General features: G+C 58.9%; 15 protein-coding genes. All 15 read left to right on the forward strand.

The window, feature by feature from the left end:
• Positions 1 to 101 precede the first annotated feature (101 nt).
• The 15 genes from rfbB to AACH55_RS02395 all read left to right on the forward strand — a co-directional run bounded on the left by rfbB (position 102) and on the right by AACH55_RS02395 (position 17,753).
• On the forward strand, positions 102 to 1,181 hold the full coding sequence (gene rfbB / locus AACH55_RS02325) for a dTDP-glucose 4,6-dehydratase (protein ID WP_338717798.1): 1,080 nt from the start codon (positions 102 to 104) through the stop codon (positions 1,179 to 1,181).
• Positions 1,181 to 2,077: a glucose-1-phosphate thymidylyltransferase RfbA gene (gene rfbA / locus AACH55_RS02330; RefSeq protein WP_338717799.1), complete on the forward strand. Its 897-nt coding sequence runs from the start codon at positions 1,181 to 1,183 to the stop codon at positions 2,075 to 2,077. The genes rfbB and rfbA overlap by 1 nt, the downstream gene beginning before the upstream one ends.
• Before the next feature lie 81 nt (positions 2,078 to 2,158).
• Complete coding sequence (gene rfbC, locus AACH55_RS02335; RefSeq protein ID WP_338717800.1) at positions 2,159 to 2,704, forward strand: dTDP-4-dehydrorhamnose 3,5-epimerase; 546 nt, start codon at positions 2,159 to 2,161, stop codon at positions 2,702 to 2,704.
• Positions 2,701 to 3,615, forward strand: a complete 915-nt coding sequence (gene rfbD, locus AACH55_RS02340) for a dTDP-4-dehydrorhamnose reductase (RefSeq protein WP_338717801.1) — start codon at positions 2,701 to 2,703, stop codon at positions 3,613 to 3,615. Before rfbC ends, rfbD begins: the two co-directional genes overlap by 4 nt.
• Entirely contained in the window at positions 3,602 to 4,423 is an 822-nt protein-coding gene (locus AACH55_RS02345) for an ABC transporter permease (RefSeq protein ID WP_338717803.1), read from the forward strand. The genes rfbD and AACH55_RS02345 overlap by 14 nt, the downstream gene beginning before the upstream one ends.
• Positions 4,413 to 5,789 (forward strand): ABC transporter ATP-binding protein, encoded by a 1,377-nt coding sequence (locus AACH55_RS02350; RefSeq protein WP_338717804.1) that lies wholly within the window; start codon positions 4,413 to 4,415, stop codon positions 5,787 to 5,789. The genes AACH55_RS02345 and AACH55_RS02350 overlap by 11 nt, the downstream gene beginning before the upstream one ends.
• Positions 5,790 to 5,873: 84 nt before the next feature.
• Entirely contained in the window at positions 5,874 to 9,110 is a 3,237-nt protein-coding gene (locus AACH55_RS02355; protein WP_338717805.1) for a glycosyltransferase, read from the forward strand.
• Between the two features lie 19 nt (positions 9,111 to 9,129).
• Positions 9,130 to 10,113 (forward strand): acyltransferase, encoded by a 984-nt coding sequence (locus tag AACH55_RS02360; RefSeq protein WP_338717806.1) that lies wholly within the window; start codon positions 9,130 to 9,132, stop codon positions 10,111 to 10,113.
• 23 nt (positions 10,114 to 10,136) lie between these two features.
• Positions 10,137 to 11,162 carry a glycosyltransferase family 2 protein gene (locus tag AACH55_RS02365; RefSeq protein WP_338720147.1) on the forward strand — a complete coding sequence of 342 codons (1,026 nt, stop codon included), beginning with the start codon at positions 10,137 to 10,139 and terminating at the stop codon, positions 11,160 to 11,162.
• Positions 11,163 to 11,192: 30 nt separating this feature from the next.
• Positions 11,193 to 11,756 carry an acyltransferase gene (locus AACH55_RS02370; RefSeq protein WP_338717807.1) on the forward strand — a complete coding sequence of 188 codons (564 nt, stop codon included), beginning with the start codon at positions 11,193 to 11,195 and terminating at the stop codon, positions 11,754 to 11,756.
• The gene (locus AACH55_RS02375) at positions 11,753 to 12,154 is read left to right on the forward strand and encodes a GtrA family protein (RefSeq protein WP_338717808.1); all 402 of its coding nucleotides are present in this window, start codon (positions 11,753 to 11,755) and stop codon (positions 12,152 to 12,154) included. Before AACH55_RS02370 ends, AACH55_RS02375 begins: the two co-directional genes overlap by 4 nt.
• A 17-nt stretch (positions 12,155 to 12,171) precedes the next feature.
• The gene (locus AACH55_RS02380; protein WP_338717809.1) at positions 12,172 to 12,375 is read left to right on the forward strand and encodes a hypothetical protein; all 204 of its coding nucleotides are present in this window, start codon (positions 12,172 to 12,174) and stop codon (positions 12,373 to 12,375) included.
• Entirely contained in the window at positions 12,372 to 13,664 is a 1,293-nt protein-coding gene (locus tag AACH55_RS02385; RefSeq protein ID WP_338717810.1) for an NAD-dependent epimerase/dehydratase family protein, read from the forward strand. Before AACH55_RS02380 ends, AACH55_RS02385 begins: the two co-directional genes overlap by 4 nt.
• A complete protein-coding gene (locus AACH55_RS02390) occupies positions 13,661 to 15,271 on the forward strand; it encodes a GMC oxidoreductase (RefSeq protein ID WP_338717811.1) in 1,611 nt (536 codons plus the stop codon). Before AACH55_RS02385 ends, AACH55_RS02390 begins: the two co-directional genes overlap by 4 nt.
• Positions 15,264 to 17,753, forward strand: coding sequence for a glycosyltransferase family 39 protein (locus tag AACH55_RS02395; RefSeq protein WP_338717812.1), 2,490 nt, complete (start codon positions 15,264 to 15,266; stop codon positions 17,751 to 17,753). Before AACH55_RS02390 ends, AACH55_RS02395 begins: the two co-directional genes overlap by 8 nt.

The following is a 17,753-nucleotide window of genomic DNA, read 5'->3' on the forward strand; positions in this document are numbered from 1 at the left end:
CTTAACTTCTGAGATAATCTCCCGTTTCCGCTGTACCATTGCCATTTTGTAATTATTCGAGATTCGCATTGTAAAAAAGCTGAATCTATTAAGGTCGTGAGATGATTTTTGTCACTGGAGGCGCAGGTTTCATTGGTTCCAATTTCGTATTGGACTGGCTGAAAACCTCTGATGAGCCTGTCGTTAATTTCGATAAGCTTACCTACGCCGGCAATCTTGAGAACCTCAAGAGCGTTGCGGAGGATGCACGACACCTTTTTGTACGGGGCGACATCGTCGACCGTGAACGGGTGCATGCGCTGTTTCTCGAGCACAAGCCGCGCGCCATTGTGCATTTCGCCGCCGAGAGCCACGTCGATCGTTCCATACTCGGGCCCGGCGCCTTCATCGAAACCAATATCAACGGTACTTTCTCGCTGCTCGAAGCGGCGCGTGCGTATTGGGGGACACTGGACGCGGCCGAGCGCGAGGCGTTCCGCTTCCTGCACGTTTCCACGGATGAGGTCTACGGCTCGCTGAACCCGGAAGACCCGGCGTTCACCGAGACCACGCCGTACGCCCCCAACAGCCCCTATTCCGCGTCCAAGGCGGCATCCGACCACCTGGTGCGTTCTTATCACCACACCTACGGCTTGCCGACCCTGGTGACCAATTGTTCCAACAACTACGGGCCCTACCACTTCCCGGAGAAACTGGTACCCCTGGTGATTTCCAATGCATTGGCCGGTCAGCCCCTGCCCATCTATGGTGATGGGATGCAGGTGCGTGACTGGCTGTATGTTGCCGATCATTGTGCGGCGATTCGCCGTGTGCTGGAAGCGGGCGTTCCCGGCCAGGAGTACAACGTCGGCGGTCGCAACGAAAAAGCCAACATCGAAGTCGTCAAGGTGCTGTGTGCACTGCTCGACGAGTTGTCACCCAAGCAGGATGGCAAGTATTTTGACCAGGCTATCTTTGTGGCCGACCGCCCTGGTCATGACCGGCGCTACGCGATCAATGCCGACAAGATCGCCAGAGAGCTCGGCTGGACGCCCCGGGAGACCTTCGAGACCGGCATGCGCAAGACCGTGCAGTGGTATCTGGAGAACCAGGATTGGGTGGCCAACGTCAGATCGGGTGAATACCGCACCTGGATCGAAGGCAATTACGTGGGACGAGAACAGCTTGGGCGGGGTGCGTGATGCAGGCCTCACGCGGAACCCAGAAGGGCATCATTCTCGCCGGCGGCTCTGGCACACGGCTTTATCCGGTGACCACCGTCGTGTCGAAGCAGTTGTTGCCGGTCTACGACAAGCCGATGATCTATTATCCGCTCAGCACGCTGATGCTGGCCGGCATTCGCGACATCCTGATCATCTCCACACCGCAAGATCTGCCACGCTTCCGTGACCTGCTGGGCGACGGCAGCAAATGGGGGCTGGCGCTGAGCTATGCAGTACAGCCGACTCCGGATGGACTGGCTCAGGCCTTCATCATCGGTCGCGATTTCATCGACGGCCAGCGCTCGGCCTTGATCCTGGGCGACAACATCTACCATGGTCAGGATTTCGAGCGCAACCTGACGCACGCTGCAGCACGCGAAAGCGGCGCCACCGTTTTTGCCTATCACGTGCAGGACCCGGAACGCTACGGCGTGGTTGACTTCGATGCCCAGCGCCGCGCCGTGAGCATCGAGGAAAAGCCGGCCAAGCCGCGTTCCAACTATGCCGTTACCGGTTTGTATTTCTATGACGAGCAGGTATGCGACATCGCCGCCTCGATCAAGCCATCGCCGCGCGGCGAGCTAGAGATTACCGACGTTAACCGCGCCTACCTCGAAGCTGGGGCACTGAACGTCGAGCTGATGGGACGCGGCATGGCATGGCTCGATACCGGGACCCAGGATTCTTTGCTCGAAGCAGGGCAGTTCATCGCCACGCTGGAGCACCGGCAGGGACTGAAAGTGGCCTGCCCTGAGGAAATCGCCTTCCGCAAGGGCTATATCACTGCGGAAATGCTGGAACGCCAGGCAGAAGTGCTCAAGAAGAATGCCTATGGCCAGTACCTGTTCAGATTGCTCAAGGGAGATATCGTCTAGTCCTCGCGCAAGTCAAGCCAAGCGCAGGCGGATCCCGAGCGGGTCCGCTTTGATTTTTATCTTGTCCATCCTGACCCCATCATGCAAATCCAGACGACTGAGCTGCCCGGCGTATTGATCATCGAACCCAAGGTGTTCGGAGATGAACGGGGCTTTTTCTACGAGAGCTTCAATGAAAAGCGCTTTGCCGAGCTGACCGGAGAGCGGGTCAGCTTCGTCCAGGACAATCATTCGCGCTCTGCCAGGAATGTGCTGCGCGGCTTGCACTACCAGATCGAGCAGGCGCAGGGCAAGCTGGTTCGGGTGATTTCCGGCGAGGTCTATGATGTTGCCGTTGATCTGCGGAAAAGTTCGCCGCACTTCGGGCGCTGGACCGGTGTGTACCTGTCTGCCGAAAACCGTCGCCAGCTGTGGATCCCGCCCGGTTTCGGCCATGGTTTCGTGGTGACCAGCGAGCACGCCGAATTCCTGTACAAGACCACCGACTACTGGGCGCCGCAGCACGAGCGCTGCGTGCTGTGGAATGATCCTGCGCTGGGTATCCAGTGGCCGCTGTCAGAGGCGCCGACCTTATCCGCGAAGGACCAGGCCGGGGTATTGCTGGCAGATGCCGAGGTATTTGCATGAAGATCATGTTGACCGGCATCAACGGCCAGGTGGGTGGCGAGCTGACCCGTTCGCTGGCAGGTCTGGGCGAGGTGGTCGCTTTTGATCGCCAGACGCTTGATCTGGGCGATGCCGCCCGGTTGCGCAGCGTGATCCGCCAGTTGCGCCCGCAACTCATCGTCAATCCGGCTGCCTATACGGCGGTCGACCGGGCCCAGTCTGAACCCGATCTGGCCCGGGCCATCAATGCAGACGCGCCGGCAATCATGGCTGAGGAAGCGCAGAAGCTGGGTGCGGCCCTCATCCATTATTCGACCGATTACGTTTTTGATGGCAGCAAGGAAGGGGCTTACAGCGAAACCGACGTGACCAATCCGCAAAGCGTATACGGTCAGACGAAGTTGGCTGGCGAGCAGGCTGTGGCGGCGCTGTGCGACGCTCATTGGATCTGGCGGACCAGCTGGGTCTACGGCGTACATGGCGGTAATTTTCTGAAGACCATGTTGCGCCTGGCGGCCGAACGGCCCAGCTTGCGTGTGGTTGCCGACCAGTTTGGTGCGCCGACGTTTGCGCGCGCCATTGCCGATGCCACCCGCGATGCGTTGCGCGCGCGGGGCGCAGACAACCTGGCCGACGCCGTGCGCGGCAGTGCCGGTATCTATCACTTCAGTGCGGGCGGTCGCACCAGCTGGCACGGTTACGCTCAGCACGTGATCATGCGCGCCGAACAGGCCGGTCAGGTTCTGCAAGTGAAGGCTGCCGATATCGAGGCCATTCCAGCCTCGGCTTATCCCGTGCCGGCACCGCGCCCGGCCAATTCCAGTCTCTCGGTCGATAAATTCGTGCGCACCTTCGGACTGCCGGTGGCGCAGTGGCAGGACGATGTTGATCGTTGCCTGGTGGAACTGTTGGGACAACATGATCCTGCATAAGACCTCGCCGTTGGCGATGTGCCGTTCCCTATGGACCCATCGCGCACTGATGTTGGACCTGGCGCGCCGGGAGGCCGTCGGCCGTTACAAGGGCTCATTGCTGGGTGTGTTCTGGAGCCTGGTGACGCCTTTGTTCATGCTGACCATCTACACGCTGGTGTTCAGCCACGTCTTCAAGGCCAAATGGGGCGGGACCGGCGATGAGTCACAGTCGCAATTTGCCATCGTGCTGTTTGCGGGCCTGATCGTATTCAACATGTTTTCCGAATGCATCGGGCGCGCGCCCGGGTTGGTATTGAGCAACGTCAACTTCGTCAAGAAAGTGGTGTTCCCGCTCGAGATTCTGCCGGTCGTGAATTTGCTCTCGGCGGTGTTCCATGCAAGCGTCAGTCTGCTGGTACTGCTGGTGTTTCAGTGGTGCGTGGCCGATCGCCTGCCGGTCACGGCTCTGCTGATACCGCTGGTATTGCTGCCGCTGGGACTGCTCATCATGGGCGCCAGCTGGTGGCTGGCGGCCACGGGCGTCTACCTGCGCGACATCGGTCAGACCATCGGCATCCTCCTGACGGGACTGATGTTCCTGTCTCCCATCTTCTTCCCGACCTCTGCATTGCCTGCGCAATGGCAGTCCCTGGCGCATTTGAACCCCCTGGCCACGCCCATCGAGCAGGCGCGGCAGGTGCTTGTGTACGGGCAGTGGTTCGAATGGCGCCAATGGGCTCTCTACAGTGGCGTGGCAGTGGTGATTGCATGGTCCGGTTTCTACTATTTCCAGAAGGCAAGGAAGGGTTTCGCCGATGTCCTCTGATATCGCCATTCGGGTACGAGGTGTCAGCAAGAGCTTCAATACCTACGACAAGCCTTCGGACCGCCTGAATCAGGCGCTGCTCTCCGCCCTGGCGCGTCTGATGCCGTTCGCCGGACTGCGCGCACGACTGGCCAGCCGTGCTGCGGCGCTGGCACGCAAGCATCATGCCCTGTCCGACATTTCCCTTGAGCTGAAGAAGGGGGAAACGGTGGGCATCATTGGTCGCAATGGGTCGGGCAAGAGCACCTTGCTGCAGATCATCTGCGGCACCCTCAATCCCACTGGCGGCGAGGTGGAGGTCAGCGGGCGTGTGGCGGCCCTGCTTGAGCTCGGCTCGGGTTTCAATCCCGAATACAGCGGCCGCGAGAACGTGTACATGAATGGCCAACTGCTGGGCTTGACGCGCCAGCAGATCGACCAGCGCCTGGCAGATATTGAGGCCTTCGCCGATATTGGCGACTTCATCAACCAGCCGGTCAAGTCCTACTCAAGCGGTATGTATGTGCGGCTGGCCTTTGCCGTGATCGCGCACGTCGATGCCGACATCCTGGTCATCGACGAGGCACTGGCGGTGGGCGATGCGTTCTTTACGCAAAAGTGCATGCGTTTCCTGCGCAGCTTCATGAAGACCGGCACGGTGCTGTTTGTCAGCCACGATACCGCATCGATCAAGAACCTTTGTACTCACGCTGTCTGGATAGATCGCGGCCAGATGCGAGCCACGGGAGAGCCGCGAGAGGTATGCGATCTTTACCTGCAAGAGTTCTACGAAGCGCAACAAGGCAAGAGCGCCATCGCGCCCAGTGCACGAAGCAAACCGGTCACGTCAGCGCCGGTGATCGATTGTCGTCGCGAGAAGATCAATGCCAGCAACCTGCGCAATGATCTGCAGGTGTTTTCCTTCGACCCTGATGCTGCGGCGCTGGGGACCGGTGGCGCGCGTATCACCGACGTCGCCTTCATGGGGGAGGATGGCGAGCGCCTGGGTTGGGTCGTCGGCGGTGAGGCAGTGACGCTGGCCATTACCGTCGATGTGCTGACTGACCTGGTGTCGCCTATTGTCGGGTTCTACATCCGGGACAAGCTGGGCCAGACATTGTTTGGCGACAATACCTATCTGGTCTACGAATCTGATCCCATAGCCTGCAGCGCAGGGCAGCAACTGGTCGGACGATTCGATTTCCGCATGCCGACGCTACCCAATGGTCAATACTCGATCAACGCGGCCGTAGCGGATGGCACGCAAAGCGAGCATGTACAATTGCACTGGATTCACGACGCCCTGATTTTCAAATCCGAGTCTTCCAGCTTGTTGAGCGGGTTGGTCGGCGTGCCGATGCAGTCGATCGAACTCAAGCGCATCTGACCATGTAGATCATTCGGTCTTCATCGGTTATCTCCTGATAAACGGTCTCTTCCCAGGCAATGGCGAGCCATCACTAATATTAAAATGAGCGACCAAGCAAGCAACGAAACCAAGCCAGTCATGGAGTTTACGGGGGAACGTTTTGTCCCCGAGGAACATGGCAACATCGAGCTCGAACACTGGCACCGTTACCTGCAGGCCACCGAGCTTGCCGCAGGCAAGGTCGTGCTCGACATTGCCAGTGGCGAAGGCTATGGATCGGCCATGATGGCCAAGGTGGCCCAGCATGTCACCGGCGTCGATATTGCGCCCGAAGCCGTCCAGCACGCCAGCCAGCGCTACCAGCGCGACAACTTGCGCTATCTGGTGGGCAACTGTGCCGCCATTCCGCTGCCGGATCACAGCGTCGATCTGATCGTCAGCTTCGAGACCATTGAGCACCACGACCAGCACGAGGAGATGATGCGCGAATTCAAGCGCGTGCTGCGTCCTGACGGACTGCTCCTGATTTCCAATCCGGACAAGCATTTCTATTCGGAAGTGCCCAACTATCACAACGAATACCACGTCAAGGAACTCTACGAAGGCGAGTTCAAGCAGATGCTCTCGACGTGGTACAAGAACACGCGCTATTTCGGACAGCGATTGATCTACGGATCGGTCATCCTGCCTGAATCGGGGCAGGCCGGATCGGTTCACTACGAAATGGTTGACCAACAGATCCAGACCAGCCAGGGCTTGCCTCGTCCGCTGTACTGGGTGGCCCTGGCGTCGGATGTGGCGCTGCCTGAGCTGCCCGCAGGGATATTTGAACAAGACGTCCTGACTTCAGAAGTGCTGCAAGACTGGAAGCATGCAGTGCATGCGCAAGCAGGCCTGGCCAATGAGCGCGCTGACAAGATCAGGCAGCTGGAGAAGGCGTTCAGGCAGATGCATAACGAGCTCAAGCAGTCGCAGAAAGAGTTCAAGCAGTCACAGCAGTACTTGCATGCATCGGATGTTCAACTGTTGGCCACACGAGCACAGCTTGAAGAAGCCAACAAGCTCTACGCGAGCCTGATCCGAAGCATTTCTTGGCGGGCATCCTGGCCATTGCGAGAAATACGCCGCTGGACATTGACGCCCTCGGCGCAGGTGAGGCTGTATTTGCGGCGCGGCGTATCCATCATGCGTGTGGTCTATCGCAAGATGCCTTTTACCGCCAAGCAGCGCTCGGCACAAAGACGGTTCGTGCAAAAGAATTTCCCTGCCCTCTGGCGTCGTCTCAATCAGACGGTCTCGGTACAGTTGCGGGAGAATGCACGTATGGTCAAGGGTACGCCATTGGTGGACTTTCCATGGGAGACCACCCACCTGGCACTGCCCACTTCGGAGCAGCCGCTGGTGTCGGTGATCATCCCCATCTATGGCAAGGTCAACTACACGCTGCGCTGCCTGGCATCGATTGTGCAGCACCCACCTGGCTTGCCTTTCGAGGTGATTGTCGTCGACGATTGTTCTCCCGACGATTCGCGCAAGATCCTCTCGAAGGTCGATGGCATCCGACTGGTATGCAATGCAAGCAACCAGGGCTTCCTGCGCTCCTGCAATCTCGCTGCTGCCCAGGCCCGGGGACAGTACCTCTACTTCCTCAATAACGACACTGAAGTGACTCCGGACTGGCTGGATGCGCTGGCGCGTACTTTCGACCAGTTTCCCGGCACCGGCCTGGTGGGCTCCAAGCTGGTCTGGCCCGACGGCGTGTTGCAGGAAGCCGGTGGCATCATCTGGAAAGACGGCAGCGCCTGGAACTTTGGCCGCTATCAGGACCAGTTGGACCCGACCTACAACTATGCACGCGAGACCGATTATTGCTCGGGCGCATCGATCATGGTGCCGACCGCACTGTTTAACGAGCTCAATGGTTTTGACGAGCTCTACGTACCGGCTTACTGCGAAGATTCGGACCTTGCGTTGCGTATTCGCGATCGCGGTTATCGCGTCATTTATCAGCCCTTGTCGGTGGTGGTGCATTACGAAGGTGTGAGCAACGGTACCGACACCGGAGCCGGCGTGAAGGCGTACCAGGTCGAGAACCTGAAGAAGCAGTACGAGCGCTGGCAGCATATGCTGGCCGGCTATCAGGAGAACGGTGTAGACGTGGACAGTGCCAAGGATCGCGCCGCCACTCGCCGCGTGCTGGTGCTGGATCATTGCACCCCGACTCCCGACCAGGATGCCGGTTCGATCATCGTCTTCAACATCATGCTGCTGATGCGGGAGATGGGCTTCCAGGTTACTTTCATCCCGGAGCATAACTTCCTCTATATGCCCGGCTATACCGAAGCCTTGCAAGGAGCGGGTATAGAAGTCCTGTACGACCCCTATTGCAGTTCGGTGGAGCAGCATCTGAAAGAGTGCGGCCCGCGCTATGACCTCATGTTCATGATCCGGCCGGGCGTGGTCGAGCAGCATCTCGCGGCCGTGCGCCAGTACTGCCCCGCAGCCAAGATTATCTATCACACCGTCGATCTTCACTATTTGCGCATGCAGCGCGAAGCCGGTGTGCGTGGCGAGACAACAGCGTCGGGCGCGGTGGAAGAAATGAAATCGCTCGAGTTTGAATCGATCCGTGCCGCCGATGCCAGCATCGTCGTCAGCACCGCCGAGCTGACCTTGTTGAACAAGGAACTGCCGGACCAGAATGTGCACGTGTTGCCCCTGATCATGGAGATTCCGGGGACGAAGGCGGACTTTGCCGATCGTCGTGACATCATGTTCGTCGGTGGCTACCAGCATGCGCCCAATGTGGACGCCGTCCTGTATTTCGTCAATGAAGTGTTGCCGCTGGTTCGCGAGAAGCTGCCGGAAGTACGTTTCATCGTGGTCGGCAGCAAGGTTCCTCCCGAAATCGAGGCGCTGGCCAGCGAGCACGTCGTCATCGCCGGATTCGTCGACGAGTTGCAACCCTTGCAGGATAAGGTGCGCGTGAACGTGGCGCCGCTGCGCTACGGTGCGGGCATCAAGGGCAAGATCGGCAGTGCGATGGCCGTGGGTTTGCCCTCCGTAGCCACCACCATGGCCACGGAAGGTATGGGTCTGAAGGCCGGTGAGCATGTGCTGGTGGCCGATCAGGCGCAGTCGATGGCCGACGCGATCTGTCGGCTTTATACCGACGAGGCGCTGTGGCGCAAGCTCAGCGCATCCGGTGTGCAGTTTGCCGAACACGCCTGGGGAGCACACGCCGCTTTCGATGCGCTGGCCGGCATTCTGGCATCGGTGGACTTGTCGGTGACAAAATCAGAGCGGCCATTGTCCTTGTGGCGACCAAAAGCTGCCTGAATCAATCGAAGGGGAACTCGTGAAATTAGGATTGGGGACGTGGCGATTTTTTCTCGCCTTTGTGGTCGTGATTTCCCATTTGTGGAAGGACATGATCGGTGGCCCGGCGGCCTATGCCGTTTGGGGTTTTTACATCCTGAGCGGCTTCCTGATGGCGCATGTGCTGCGTTTCAAGTACGGGCAAGAAAAAGCCGGCCTGCGTGATTACGCCATCAACCGCTTCCTGCGGATCTACCCGGCCTACGCCATCGCCATGGCTGTCGGTGCGCTATCGCTGTATTTCCTGCCGCGCATGGGGATTCTGCCCTCTGCGCTCAATCCGCAGTTCGTGCGACCGCATGGGGCGTTTGAATGGTTGAGCAATATCTTCCTGCTCCCCGTACCTACCCCTGGTTTGTTCGTGCCGGTCGCGGGTGCCCTGGCCGTCGAGGTGGGTGCCTACGTGCTCATGCCGCTGATGGCCTTCAGTCGTTCGGCCACATGGCTGGGCCTGATCTTGAGTATCGCGTTCAATTTCAGGCTGGGCTTTGCCCTGGAGACCTTCGGTGATCGCTACTCCGGTTTCCTGACCTGTTTCATGGCCTTTGCATGTGGCGCGTTGCTGTCCCATTATCGCGAACCGCTGGCCAGGTTCCGCGCGCCTGTGCTGAGCACGCTGGTGTGGCTTCTGCATGGCCTGGTCTGGCTCAAGTATGACCCATGGCCCTGGACCTATGGAGTGTATTTCTCGCTGGTGTTGTCCGGTTGGGTCGTCCTGTCGCTGGCGCCGCGCAAGACGGGCCACCTGGACACCGTCCTGGGCGATCTCTCTTATCCCGTCTACCTGTTTCACACGACCGCAGCCATCTGGCTGCTGCCCCTCGGCGTCGAGATGAGGACCTTCTCGTTCTTCGCGCTCGCTTTCGTGATCACGCTGGTGGTGTCGTGGCTTGTTGTCCGCCTGGTGGACAAGCCACTGGCTGGTCTCAAGAAGAAACGTACAGAAAATCTGGAGAAAGCATGACCGATCGACAGGCTCAGAGTCGGATGCCCAACCGCGACGCCGATACCGGCTCAGGCGAAGACGCGCCGGTCATCGCGGTTGTCATACCCAGCTACAAGGTCACCCGGCACATTCTTGGCGTCATCGAAGCGATGGGCGAGGAAATCTCGCTGATCTACGTGGTCGACGACAAGTGTCCCGATGGTTCGGGCGATTTCGTGGCGCAGCATTGCAATGATCCGCGGGTGCGCATCGTGCGCCATGAGGTTAACCAGGGTGTCGGCGGGGCTGTCATGAGCGGATACAAGGCTGCGGTGGCCGACGGTGCCGACGTGATCGTCAAGGTCGATGGCGATGGTCAGATGGACCCGGAGCTGATCCCGCATTTCGTGCGCCCCATCCTCGATGGAGTGGCCGATTACACCAAGGGCAATCGTTTCTATGACCTCGAAGAAATTGGCGCCATGCCGCCGATGCGCCTGTTCGGCAACACGGTGCTCTCGCTGATGGCGAAGTTCTCTACGGGTTATTGGGATCTGTTCGACCCGACCAACGGATTTACGGCGATCCACGCCGACGTGGCTCGCCATCTTCCTTATGACAAGATCAGTCGTCGGTATTTCTTCGAAACCGATATGCTGTTCCGCCTCAACATCTTGCGTGCGGCGGTGGTCGATATCCCGATGGCCGCCAAATATGGCGATGAGGTCAGCGGATTGAAGATATCCAAGATCGTTGGCGAGTTCCTGGTCAAGCATGCCCGTAATTTCGTCAAACGGATTTTCTACAATTACTATCTGCGCGACCTGACCCTGGCGTCCCTGGAATTACCGATCGGTTTGCTGTTGCTGGGCTTTGGGATCGGATATGGCGGTTATCACTGGATCGCGGCAGCCGGCAGCGGATTGCCGACGCCCGCCGGCACCGTCATGATGGCGGCGCTGCCTATCCTCACCGGTTTGCAGCTGGTGCTGGCTTTTCTCGGACACGATATCGCAGCGGTGCCGCGCCGGGCACGGCATCTCGGTCGGCTGCGCCGGTTTGGCGCCAAGCCCCGTGCGCCGCGTTGACCGCCCTACGCGTACAGGGTAGGTGAGATCATGAAATATCTGCAGTTTCTCAAGGAAAAGACCAAGGGTTATTCGCTCGGACAAATGCTGCGGCTGGAGTTCGAGTCACTGTTCTTTGGTCTGTTCTCGCTGGTGCCTACCACCGGTGGCGTGATCCTGCGCGCGCTGGTCAGCAAGCTGTTCTTCAAGAGCTGCAAGGGGTTTGCCTGGATTCAGCCGAGGGTCATCATTGTGCACTCGGACCGTATCACCGTCGGGTCGAACTTTGGCGTGAACTCGGGGAGTTACATCAATGGGGTCGGCGGCATCGAATTTGGTTCGTATGTACTCATCGGAAGCAACGTCACCATCTCTTCAGGACAGCATCCCATCGAAGGTGCCGAGCCCCCCGTGTTCGCCCGCGAGACGCTGCCCCGCAAGATCGTCATCGGCGACGATGTGTGGATCGGCGCCGGTGCCGTCATCATGCCCGGCGTCACCATTGCGCGTGGTACGGTGATCGGTGCCAACTCGGTCGTCACCAAGGATACGGAAGAGTATGCGGTGATGGTTGGCGCGCCGGCCCGACAGATTCGCAAGCGGACCAGCGCATGAGCACCTTGGTCAGGTATCTCATCGTGGCGGTGCTCGCCTATGTCATCGACATGGGCGGCTATTATTGCCTGATTCAAGCCGGCATGAACCCGATCGTATCCAATGTCGTGGTCAAGGTGATTGCCGCCATTTGCGGCTTTTTCATGCATCGTCGTTTTACCTACCAGATAGTCGAAGCCGACGGGAAAATGGGGCAGGCCGCCAAGTACTTCGGTACGGCGCTCCTGTATACGCCGCTGTCTTCCCTGGTGCTTTACCTGCTGATGCTGGTGATTCCGCATCCGGTGACCGCAAAGGCCATTTCCGATGTGCTGCTCTTCATCGTGACTTTCTGGATCACTTCCAAATTCACTTTTACACGCAAGAAAAACGGTATCAGCGCCGGTGGCGATCTATGAAATCTGACGGGGCATCAATGGACATTGAACTGATTGAATCCAACGTCTCGCGGCAGGCTGATTACATCAAGCTGTATCCGGCCTGTTTTTCGCAGGCCATAAAATTTCAGCATGGCTGCCCCATGTACGATAGGTGCGGCTTTTATCGTCAGGGAAGTGTCTTCCGGCAGGCTCGACCCTTCATCCGCACTCATTTCGATAACAGCGGATCGGCACCATGAAGATTGCTATCACCGGATCGAATGGGTACATCGGCAGCCACCTGGTGGCCCTGGCGCGGCGACGCCGTATCAGCGTGGTTCACCTGACCCGTAACGCCCCCGCACTGGAGGCCACAGAGCAGTGGTTGCCGTTTGATCTCACCCGGCCGGCGTGCGTGACGCTGCCGCCGGATGTGGATGCAGTGATCCACCTTGCCATCAACCCGGGCGCGGCCAGCGCCACCGACAGCGCCAATGAAGTTCGGGCGGCCGGTTCGCTGATCGACGCGGCCGAAGCAGTTGGCGCCCGCGTGGTATTCGTCTCCAGTCAGACTGCCCGTGAAAACGCACCCACCCTGTATGGACGGACCAAAGCACAGATCGAAGTGCTGGTGGCTGCACGCGCTGGTTGCAGCGTGCGTCCGGGGCAGGTCTATGGTGGCGATGAAAAGGGACTGTTTGGTTTGCTCGTCAATGTCGTGGCGCGCCTGCCCGTGTTGCCAGCCTTCGTGCCGGCGCCCCAGGTCCAGCCTGTGCATGTCGACGATCTTGCCGAGGCCTTGTTGCAGGTGGCGCAACGGCATGATCTGTCCGGGCGCGCGCTTGCCGTGGCTGCACCTGACCCTTTGTCTTTCACTGCTTTTCTCAAGACCATCGGCACCCACCGTCTGGGGATGAGGCGTTTGTTTGTCCCGGTGCCGGTACTGCTGGTGCGTGCTGCAGTTGCCGTATTGGGACAGGAGCGCAGCGACCGTCTTGGGCTGTCCCGGCTATTGTCGCTGTTTGGTCTGCCATTGATGTCGTCCCGGGACGACCTGGCCACGCTGGGATTGGTACTGCGACCTTTGCAAGAAGGCATGCGTACCGATCCGGAGGCAACCGATGCCACCGATTCTGCATTGCTGACGGAAGGCCGTGTGATGCTCACCTATCTGCTCAAACGTTCTCCGGACGCTGCCTTGCTCGACCGCTATGTGCGCGCGATCAAGCAGTGCCGTGACAGCCGGGCCCTTGCTCTCCCAGGTTTTGTACTGCGCCGCCCGGCGTTGCTCGCGCTGCTGGATGACCGCGCTTTTCTGGCCAGCCCCCGCGGCGCTGATTTTGCATGGCGCCTGGACGCGGCAACGCTGCTGGCTGAGGCGACTCCGGCGGGGGCCAGTCATTATCTGGGCATCGGCCGCCCAGCTGGTTTTTTCAGATATGGGCTGCAACTGGCGGGTAGCGTAAGCATGGAAATTTTCTGGCGCCTGGCGCGCGCGATATCAATGCCCTTGTTCTTGCGTGCTGCAATCGATCGGAGTTTCAAGTGAGTACCGATTTCGACGTGGTGATCATCGGCAGCGGTCCGGCTGGCGTATCGGCGGCCTTTCCCTTGGTCGAGGCCGGTTTGCGCGTGTTGATGCTCGATGGTGGCAAGCAGGCATCTGCACCTCGGCCAGCCGAAAATTTTATTCAGGAGCGCGCCACTCAAGACGATCAGTGGCAGTGGATGGTCGGTGAGCATTTCCACCCGCTGCAAATGCGTGACGCCCTTTCACCCAAGCTGCGGGTGCCCGGTCATGCGCATGTGTTCGATGGCTTTCGCGAAGGAAACCGCATTGACACCGACCGTTTCGTCGCGCTCGGTTCATTGGCTCCCGGCGGGCTGTCCAATGCCTGGGGGTGCGGCGTAGCCCGATTGACCGGGGCCGAGCTGGACGATTATCCATGTGATCCGGATGAACTGGCCAGCTCTTACCAGCGTGTGGCCCGGCGTATCGGCATCAGTGGCCCGGCCAGCGACGAATTGTCGGACTATTTCGCGCTGGATGGCTGGGGCCAGCGCGAAATTCCGCTTGATACCATACACGCCGCGATGCAACGCAAATATCTGGCACGGCGTGATGGCCTGGCCGCAGAGGGTTTCCGCATGGGGCGTTTTCGCTTGGCAGCGCTGAGCGAGGATCGGGGCGAGCGTCTCGGTTGCAACCAGTCCGGCAATTGCCTGTTTGGTTGCGAGCGGCGCTCATTGTATTCGGCTACGGAAGATCTGCTGCTGTTGAAGCGTTTCGATAATTTTCATCATGCCGAGCTGGTGGTGGAAGATCTTGAGCAGCAGGGGCAGGGCTGGTTGGTACGCGGAACGCAACCACGGGATGGCAGTCCCGGCGCATTCCGTGCGGGCCAGGTGTACCTTGCGGCGGGCACCATCGCTTCGACCCGCCTGGCGCTCAATGCCCTGCAACTTGCAGCGCCTGTGCGGATGTTGTCTTGCCCTACGGCAGCGTTCATTTTGTGGCTGCCGACATTTCTGGGGGCGCATCGCACCAACGCATTTGGTTCCGCACAACTGGCGTTCGTGCAAAAGCTTCGGGAGGATGTCACCGCGCTCGGTTCTACTTTCTCCACAACGGGTTTGCCGATGAGCGAGTTCGCACGGCATTTACCGTTGCGCCGGCGTTATGCGGTAGATTTTCTGCGTGCATTGATGAGTTCGTGCGTGGTCGGCAACATGTTCTTGCCGGGGCATCTGTCCGATAACCAGGCGATGCTCACGCCGGATGGTAGCCTGCGTATCACAGGGGGCCATCATGGTGATGTGGCTGACCTGCTCAAACTCGCTGCCAGCCGCCTTCGTCGGGCCTATGCGCGGCTTGGCGCCTTCATGTTGCCGACGAGTTTTACGCCGGGACCACCTGGCGGTGATATCCACTATGCCGGTTCGCTACCTATGCGCAGTCAGCCCGTGCGTGGCCAGACCGATGCCGACGGGCAGTTGCATGGACTTTCCGGACTGTATGTAGTCGACGGTGCGAGCCTGCCTTCATTGTCCGAGAAATCGCACACCCTGACGATCATGGCCAACGCCGACCGGATTGCGAACGCGGCAGTGCGTCGCATGCAGCGCCAACCTATACAAAGAGTTTTTCATGATTGAACAATTGAGCAGGCGTGCTTCCGATTCGCCATTGAAATCCCGGCTTCTGCTGGTGCTGGTGGTGTTGCTGTTTTGTTCGGGTCTCTGGGGCACCCGTAGCCAGGGCTGGTGGCCTGGGCATCTGTGGATGCCTGCGAGTGCGGGCTCGTCGTTCTTTACCTGCGTCGCTGGCGTCCTGGTGGTCTCGCTGGTCTGTCTTGCCCTGAGGGTGCCATTGTTGCTGCTGTTGCTGGTACCCGTGGCCATGTTTGCCGGCGTGCGCGGCATTGGGCCGGTCATCGCAGTGTTGTGGTACTGGGGCTGTGCGGCAGTGATCGGAAGGTGGCTGCTTGCGCGTGTGACGGTTGTTTCGGGAACGGTCTGGAATGTCAGGAATGCGACTGCCGGTTTTGTCGTGAGCGGTTCATTGACCGCTGTGCTGGCCCATTTCCCCATCATGACTCCATTTCTGGTGTCTGGCCTGATCTCCGGTGCTGCGCTGCTGGCCGGCTGGCGTTTGCGGCGGGCTGACCCTCTGGTTTTTGATTCCTTCGGCATTACCCACCTTTTGAAGTGGCGTCGACGAGGTGCAGCGGAGGTCGTGTTGCTTTCGCTGATATGCGTGGGCATATCCATCCTGCTCTTTGTAACGATGCTGCCCGAGATCGGCCACGATGCGGTGACCATGCATCTTGCGATCCTTGCCCGCATACTGGAATTGAGGTCCTGGCCCTTCGACGTGAAGCAGTTCATCTGGGCGGTGATGCCGCTGGGAGCAAACTGGCTGATGCTTCCTCCGTATTTTCTCGCCGGAGAACATGCTGCGAGATTGATGAGCACCTCGTTTCTCATGGCCACTGCCTGGGTGTGCTATCGAATGCTTCAGGACAGAGTGGAGAAGCCCCTGGCGCTGGCGGCGCCCGTGCTGCTGTTTACGCTTCCCCTGAGCTTTACTGTTTCGGCGTCGACCTTCGTCGAGCCGATCATCGCTTTCCTGTTCCTGATCTGCCTGGCAGAGGTAACAGGTACTTCGGAACAGCAGAAGGGGAGCTGGATCGTACTCGGCGCATTCGCCGGTTATCTCTGCGCCAGCAAGCTGCTTGGTGCGCCGCTGTTGCCCATATTGTTGCTGGCGGTGTGTATTCGCTCCTGGCAGGGCAAGTTCGAGCGACCCAGCATCGGCGTGGTCACCACGGCGGTTCTGGTATGCATGGTCATCGCCATGCAGCCCTATCTCGTTGCGTATCTGAAAACGGGGAACCCGCTGTTCCCATTCTATAACTCCGTTTTCAGGTCGCCTGATTTCATCACGGGAAGTGTTTTCGAGAATGGCAGAAACTTCGCCAATCCGGCCTATCTGCATCCGCTTAGTTTCAAGATGTTCTGGGATTCCAGCATCCGCTCGCATTCATATGGCGAATTCGCCGGTAATGGCGCACTGGGCATCACCTTGTTGGTGCTGATTCCGCTGGCGGCCATTGGCGCAGTGTTGTACCGGAAGTGGTGGGTGTGCGCAGGCATGTTGGCCAGTTTGGCATATTGCACGCTGGTATTCGAGTCGCAAGCCTACCTGCGCTATGTGTATCAGGTCATACCGTGGTTTATCGTCTTCGGTGTATGGGCACTTTCGCGACTTCCATTGGCACGGTTCACTGCGGTCTTGCTGGTGTTTCTGCTGAGCATTGTGGGTGTCGCCCGATATCCTGTGGCGTTCTGGCCGCTGGCCCAGTTTTCACCTGAGCTTCTCTACGACGGTGACGCACACAAGCGCCTGCTTGAAAAGGATCTTCCTGTAGCGCTCGTTGGTGACCTCATACGGAACATGGAGTCCCTGAGGGATAAAAAAATATTGATCATGGGGCTCAATCCGCCTTATGCCCACTACCCGCTGAACACCATCGGATTTTCGTGGCATTTCTGGTCGTTCTTTTATCCGGTCAGCAAAGGCGCATTGATCGAGAATCAGATACGTGATTACGGCGTGGAGCTTGTCGTTACCCCCGCGACCGATAACTTCCTTTATGGCGAATCGGTATTTGCCCACTCGAAAGAATTGTTTACGACATTCGGCGTACGCGTCGCAGAAGTCGACACCACCGGCTTTTTCCCACTGGAAAAGATCAAGGGGACGGATCTGCGGCAGCCCGACCCGGCATGGCAACTCAATGGTGCCCCGGTATCGCCGGAAGGCGTGGCGGTCACCGTGTCTCATCCGATCATGCAACTGATTACCGTGCCCCCGATGGCCATTGTGCGAGGTGAGATCGAGATGGTCGTCTCCTGTAAACCAGGTGGTTTTTTCCGTTCCCAGATTAATTGGCAGGACGCCGCACAAAAAATGGTGGCCACAGACATCCAGATACATAAATGTCAGGGTAATAACACTATAATCAAAAGACTTGTGCAGGTGCCGGCGGGTGTCAGTGCCGGAGTGGTTTATGGCAGTTCTCAGGACGAAAACATAGTCATCATCCAAAAAATTTCCCTCCGCACATCGCGGTGA

The organism is Herbaspirillum sp. DW155, from assembly GCF_037076565.1.
Lineage (GTDB): Bacteria > Pseudomonadota > Gammaproteobacteria > Burkholderiales > Burkholderiaceae_D > Herbaspirillum.

Bases quoted from the DNA above. Each gene is read 5' to 3' on its own strand.
- AACH55_RS02380 (WP_338717809.1), top strand. From the start codon at position 12,172: ATGGACATTGAACTGATTGAATCCAACGTCTCGCGGCAGGCTGATTAC.
- AACH55_RS02365 (WP_338720147.1), top strand. From the start codon at position 10,137: ATGCCCAACCGCGACGCCGATACCGGCTCAGGCGAAGACGCGCCGGTC.
- AACH55_RS02350 (WP_338717804.1), top strand. From the start codon at position 4,413: ATGTCCTCTGATATCGCCATTCGGGTACGAGGTGTCAGCAAGAGCTTC.
- rfbA (WP_338717799.1), top strand. From the start codon at position 1,181: ATGCAGGCCTCACGCGGAACCCAGAAGGGCATCATTCTCGCCGGCGGC.
- rfbD (WP_338717801.1), top strand. From the start codon at position 2,701: ATGAAGATCATGTTGACCGGCATCAACGGCCAGGTGGGTGGCGAGCTG.
- rfbC (WP_338717800.1), top strand. From the start codon at position 2,159: ATGCAAATCCAGACGACTGAGCTGCCCGGCGTATTGATCATCGAACCC.
- AACH55_RS02385 (WP_338717810.1), top strand. From the start codon at position 12,372: ATGAAGATTGCTATCACCGGATCGAATGGGTACATCGGCAGCCACCTG.
- AACH55_RS02395 (WP_338717812.1), top strand. From the start codon at position 15,264: ATGATTGAACAATTGAGCAGGCGTGCTTCCGATTCGCCATTGAAATCC.
- AACH55_RS02375 (WP_338717808.1), top strand. From the start codon at position 11,753: ATGAGCACCTTGGTCAGGTATCTCATCGTGGCGGTGCTCGCCTATGTC.
- AACH55_RS02370 (WP_338717807.1), top strand. From the start codon at position 11,193: ATGAAATATCTGCAGTTTCTCAAGGAAAAGACCAAGGGTTATTCGCTC.
- rfbB (WP_338717798.1), top strand. From the start codon at position 102: ATGATTTTTGTCACTGGAGGCGCAGGTTTCATTGGTTCCAATTTCGTA.
- AACH55_RS02355 (WP_338717805.1), top strand. From the start codon at position 5,874: ATGAGCGACCAAGCAAGCAACGAAACCAAGCCAGTCATGGAGTTTACG.
- AACH55_RS02345 (WP_338717803.1), top strand. From the start codon at position 3,602: ATGATCCTGCATAAGACCTCGCCGTTGGCGATGTGCCGTTCCCTATGG.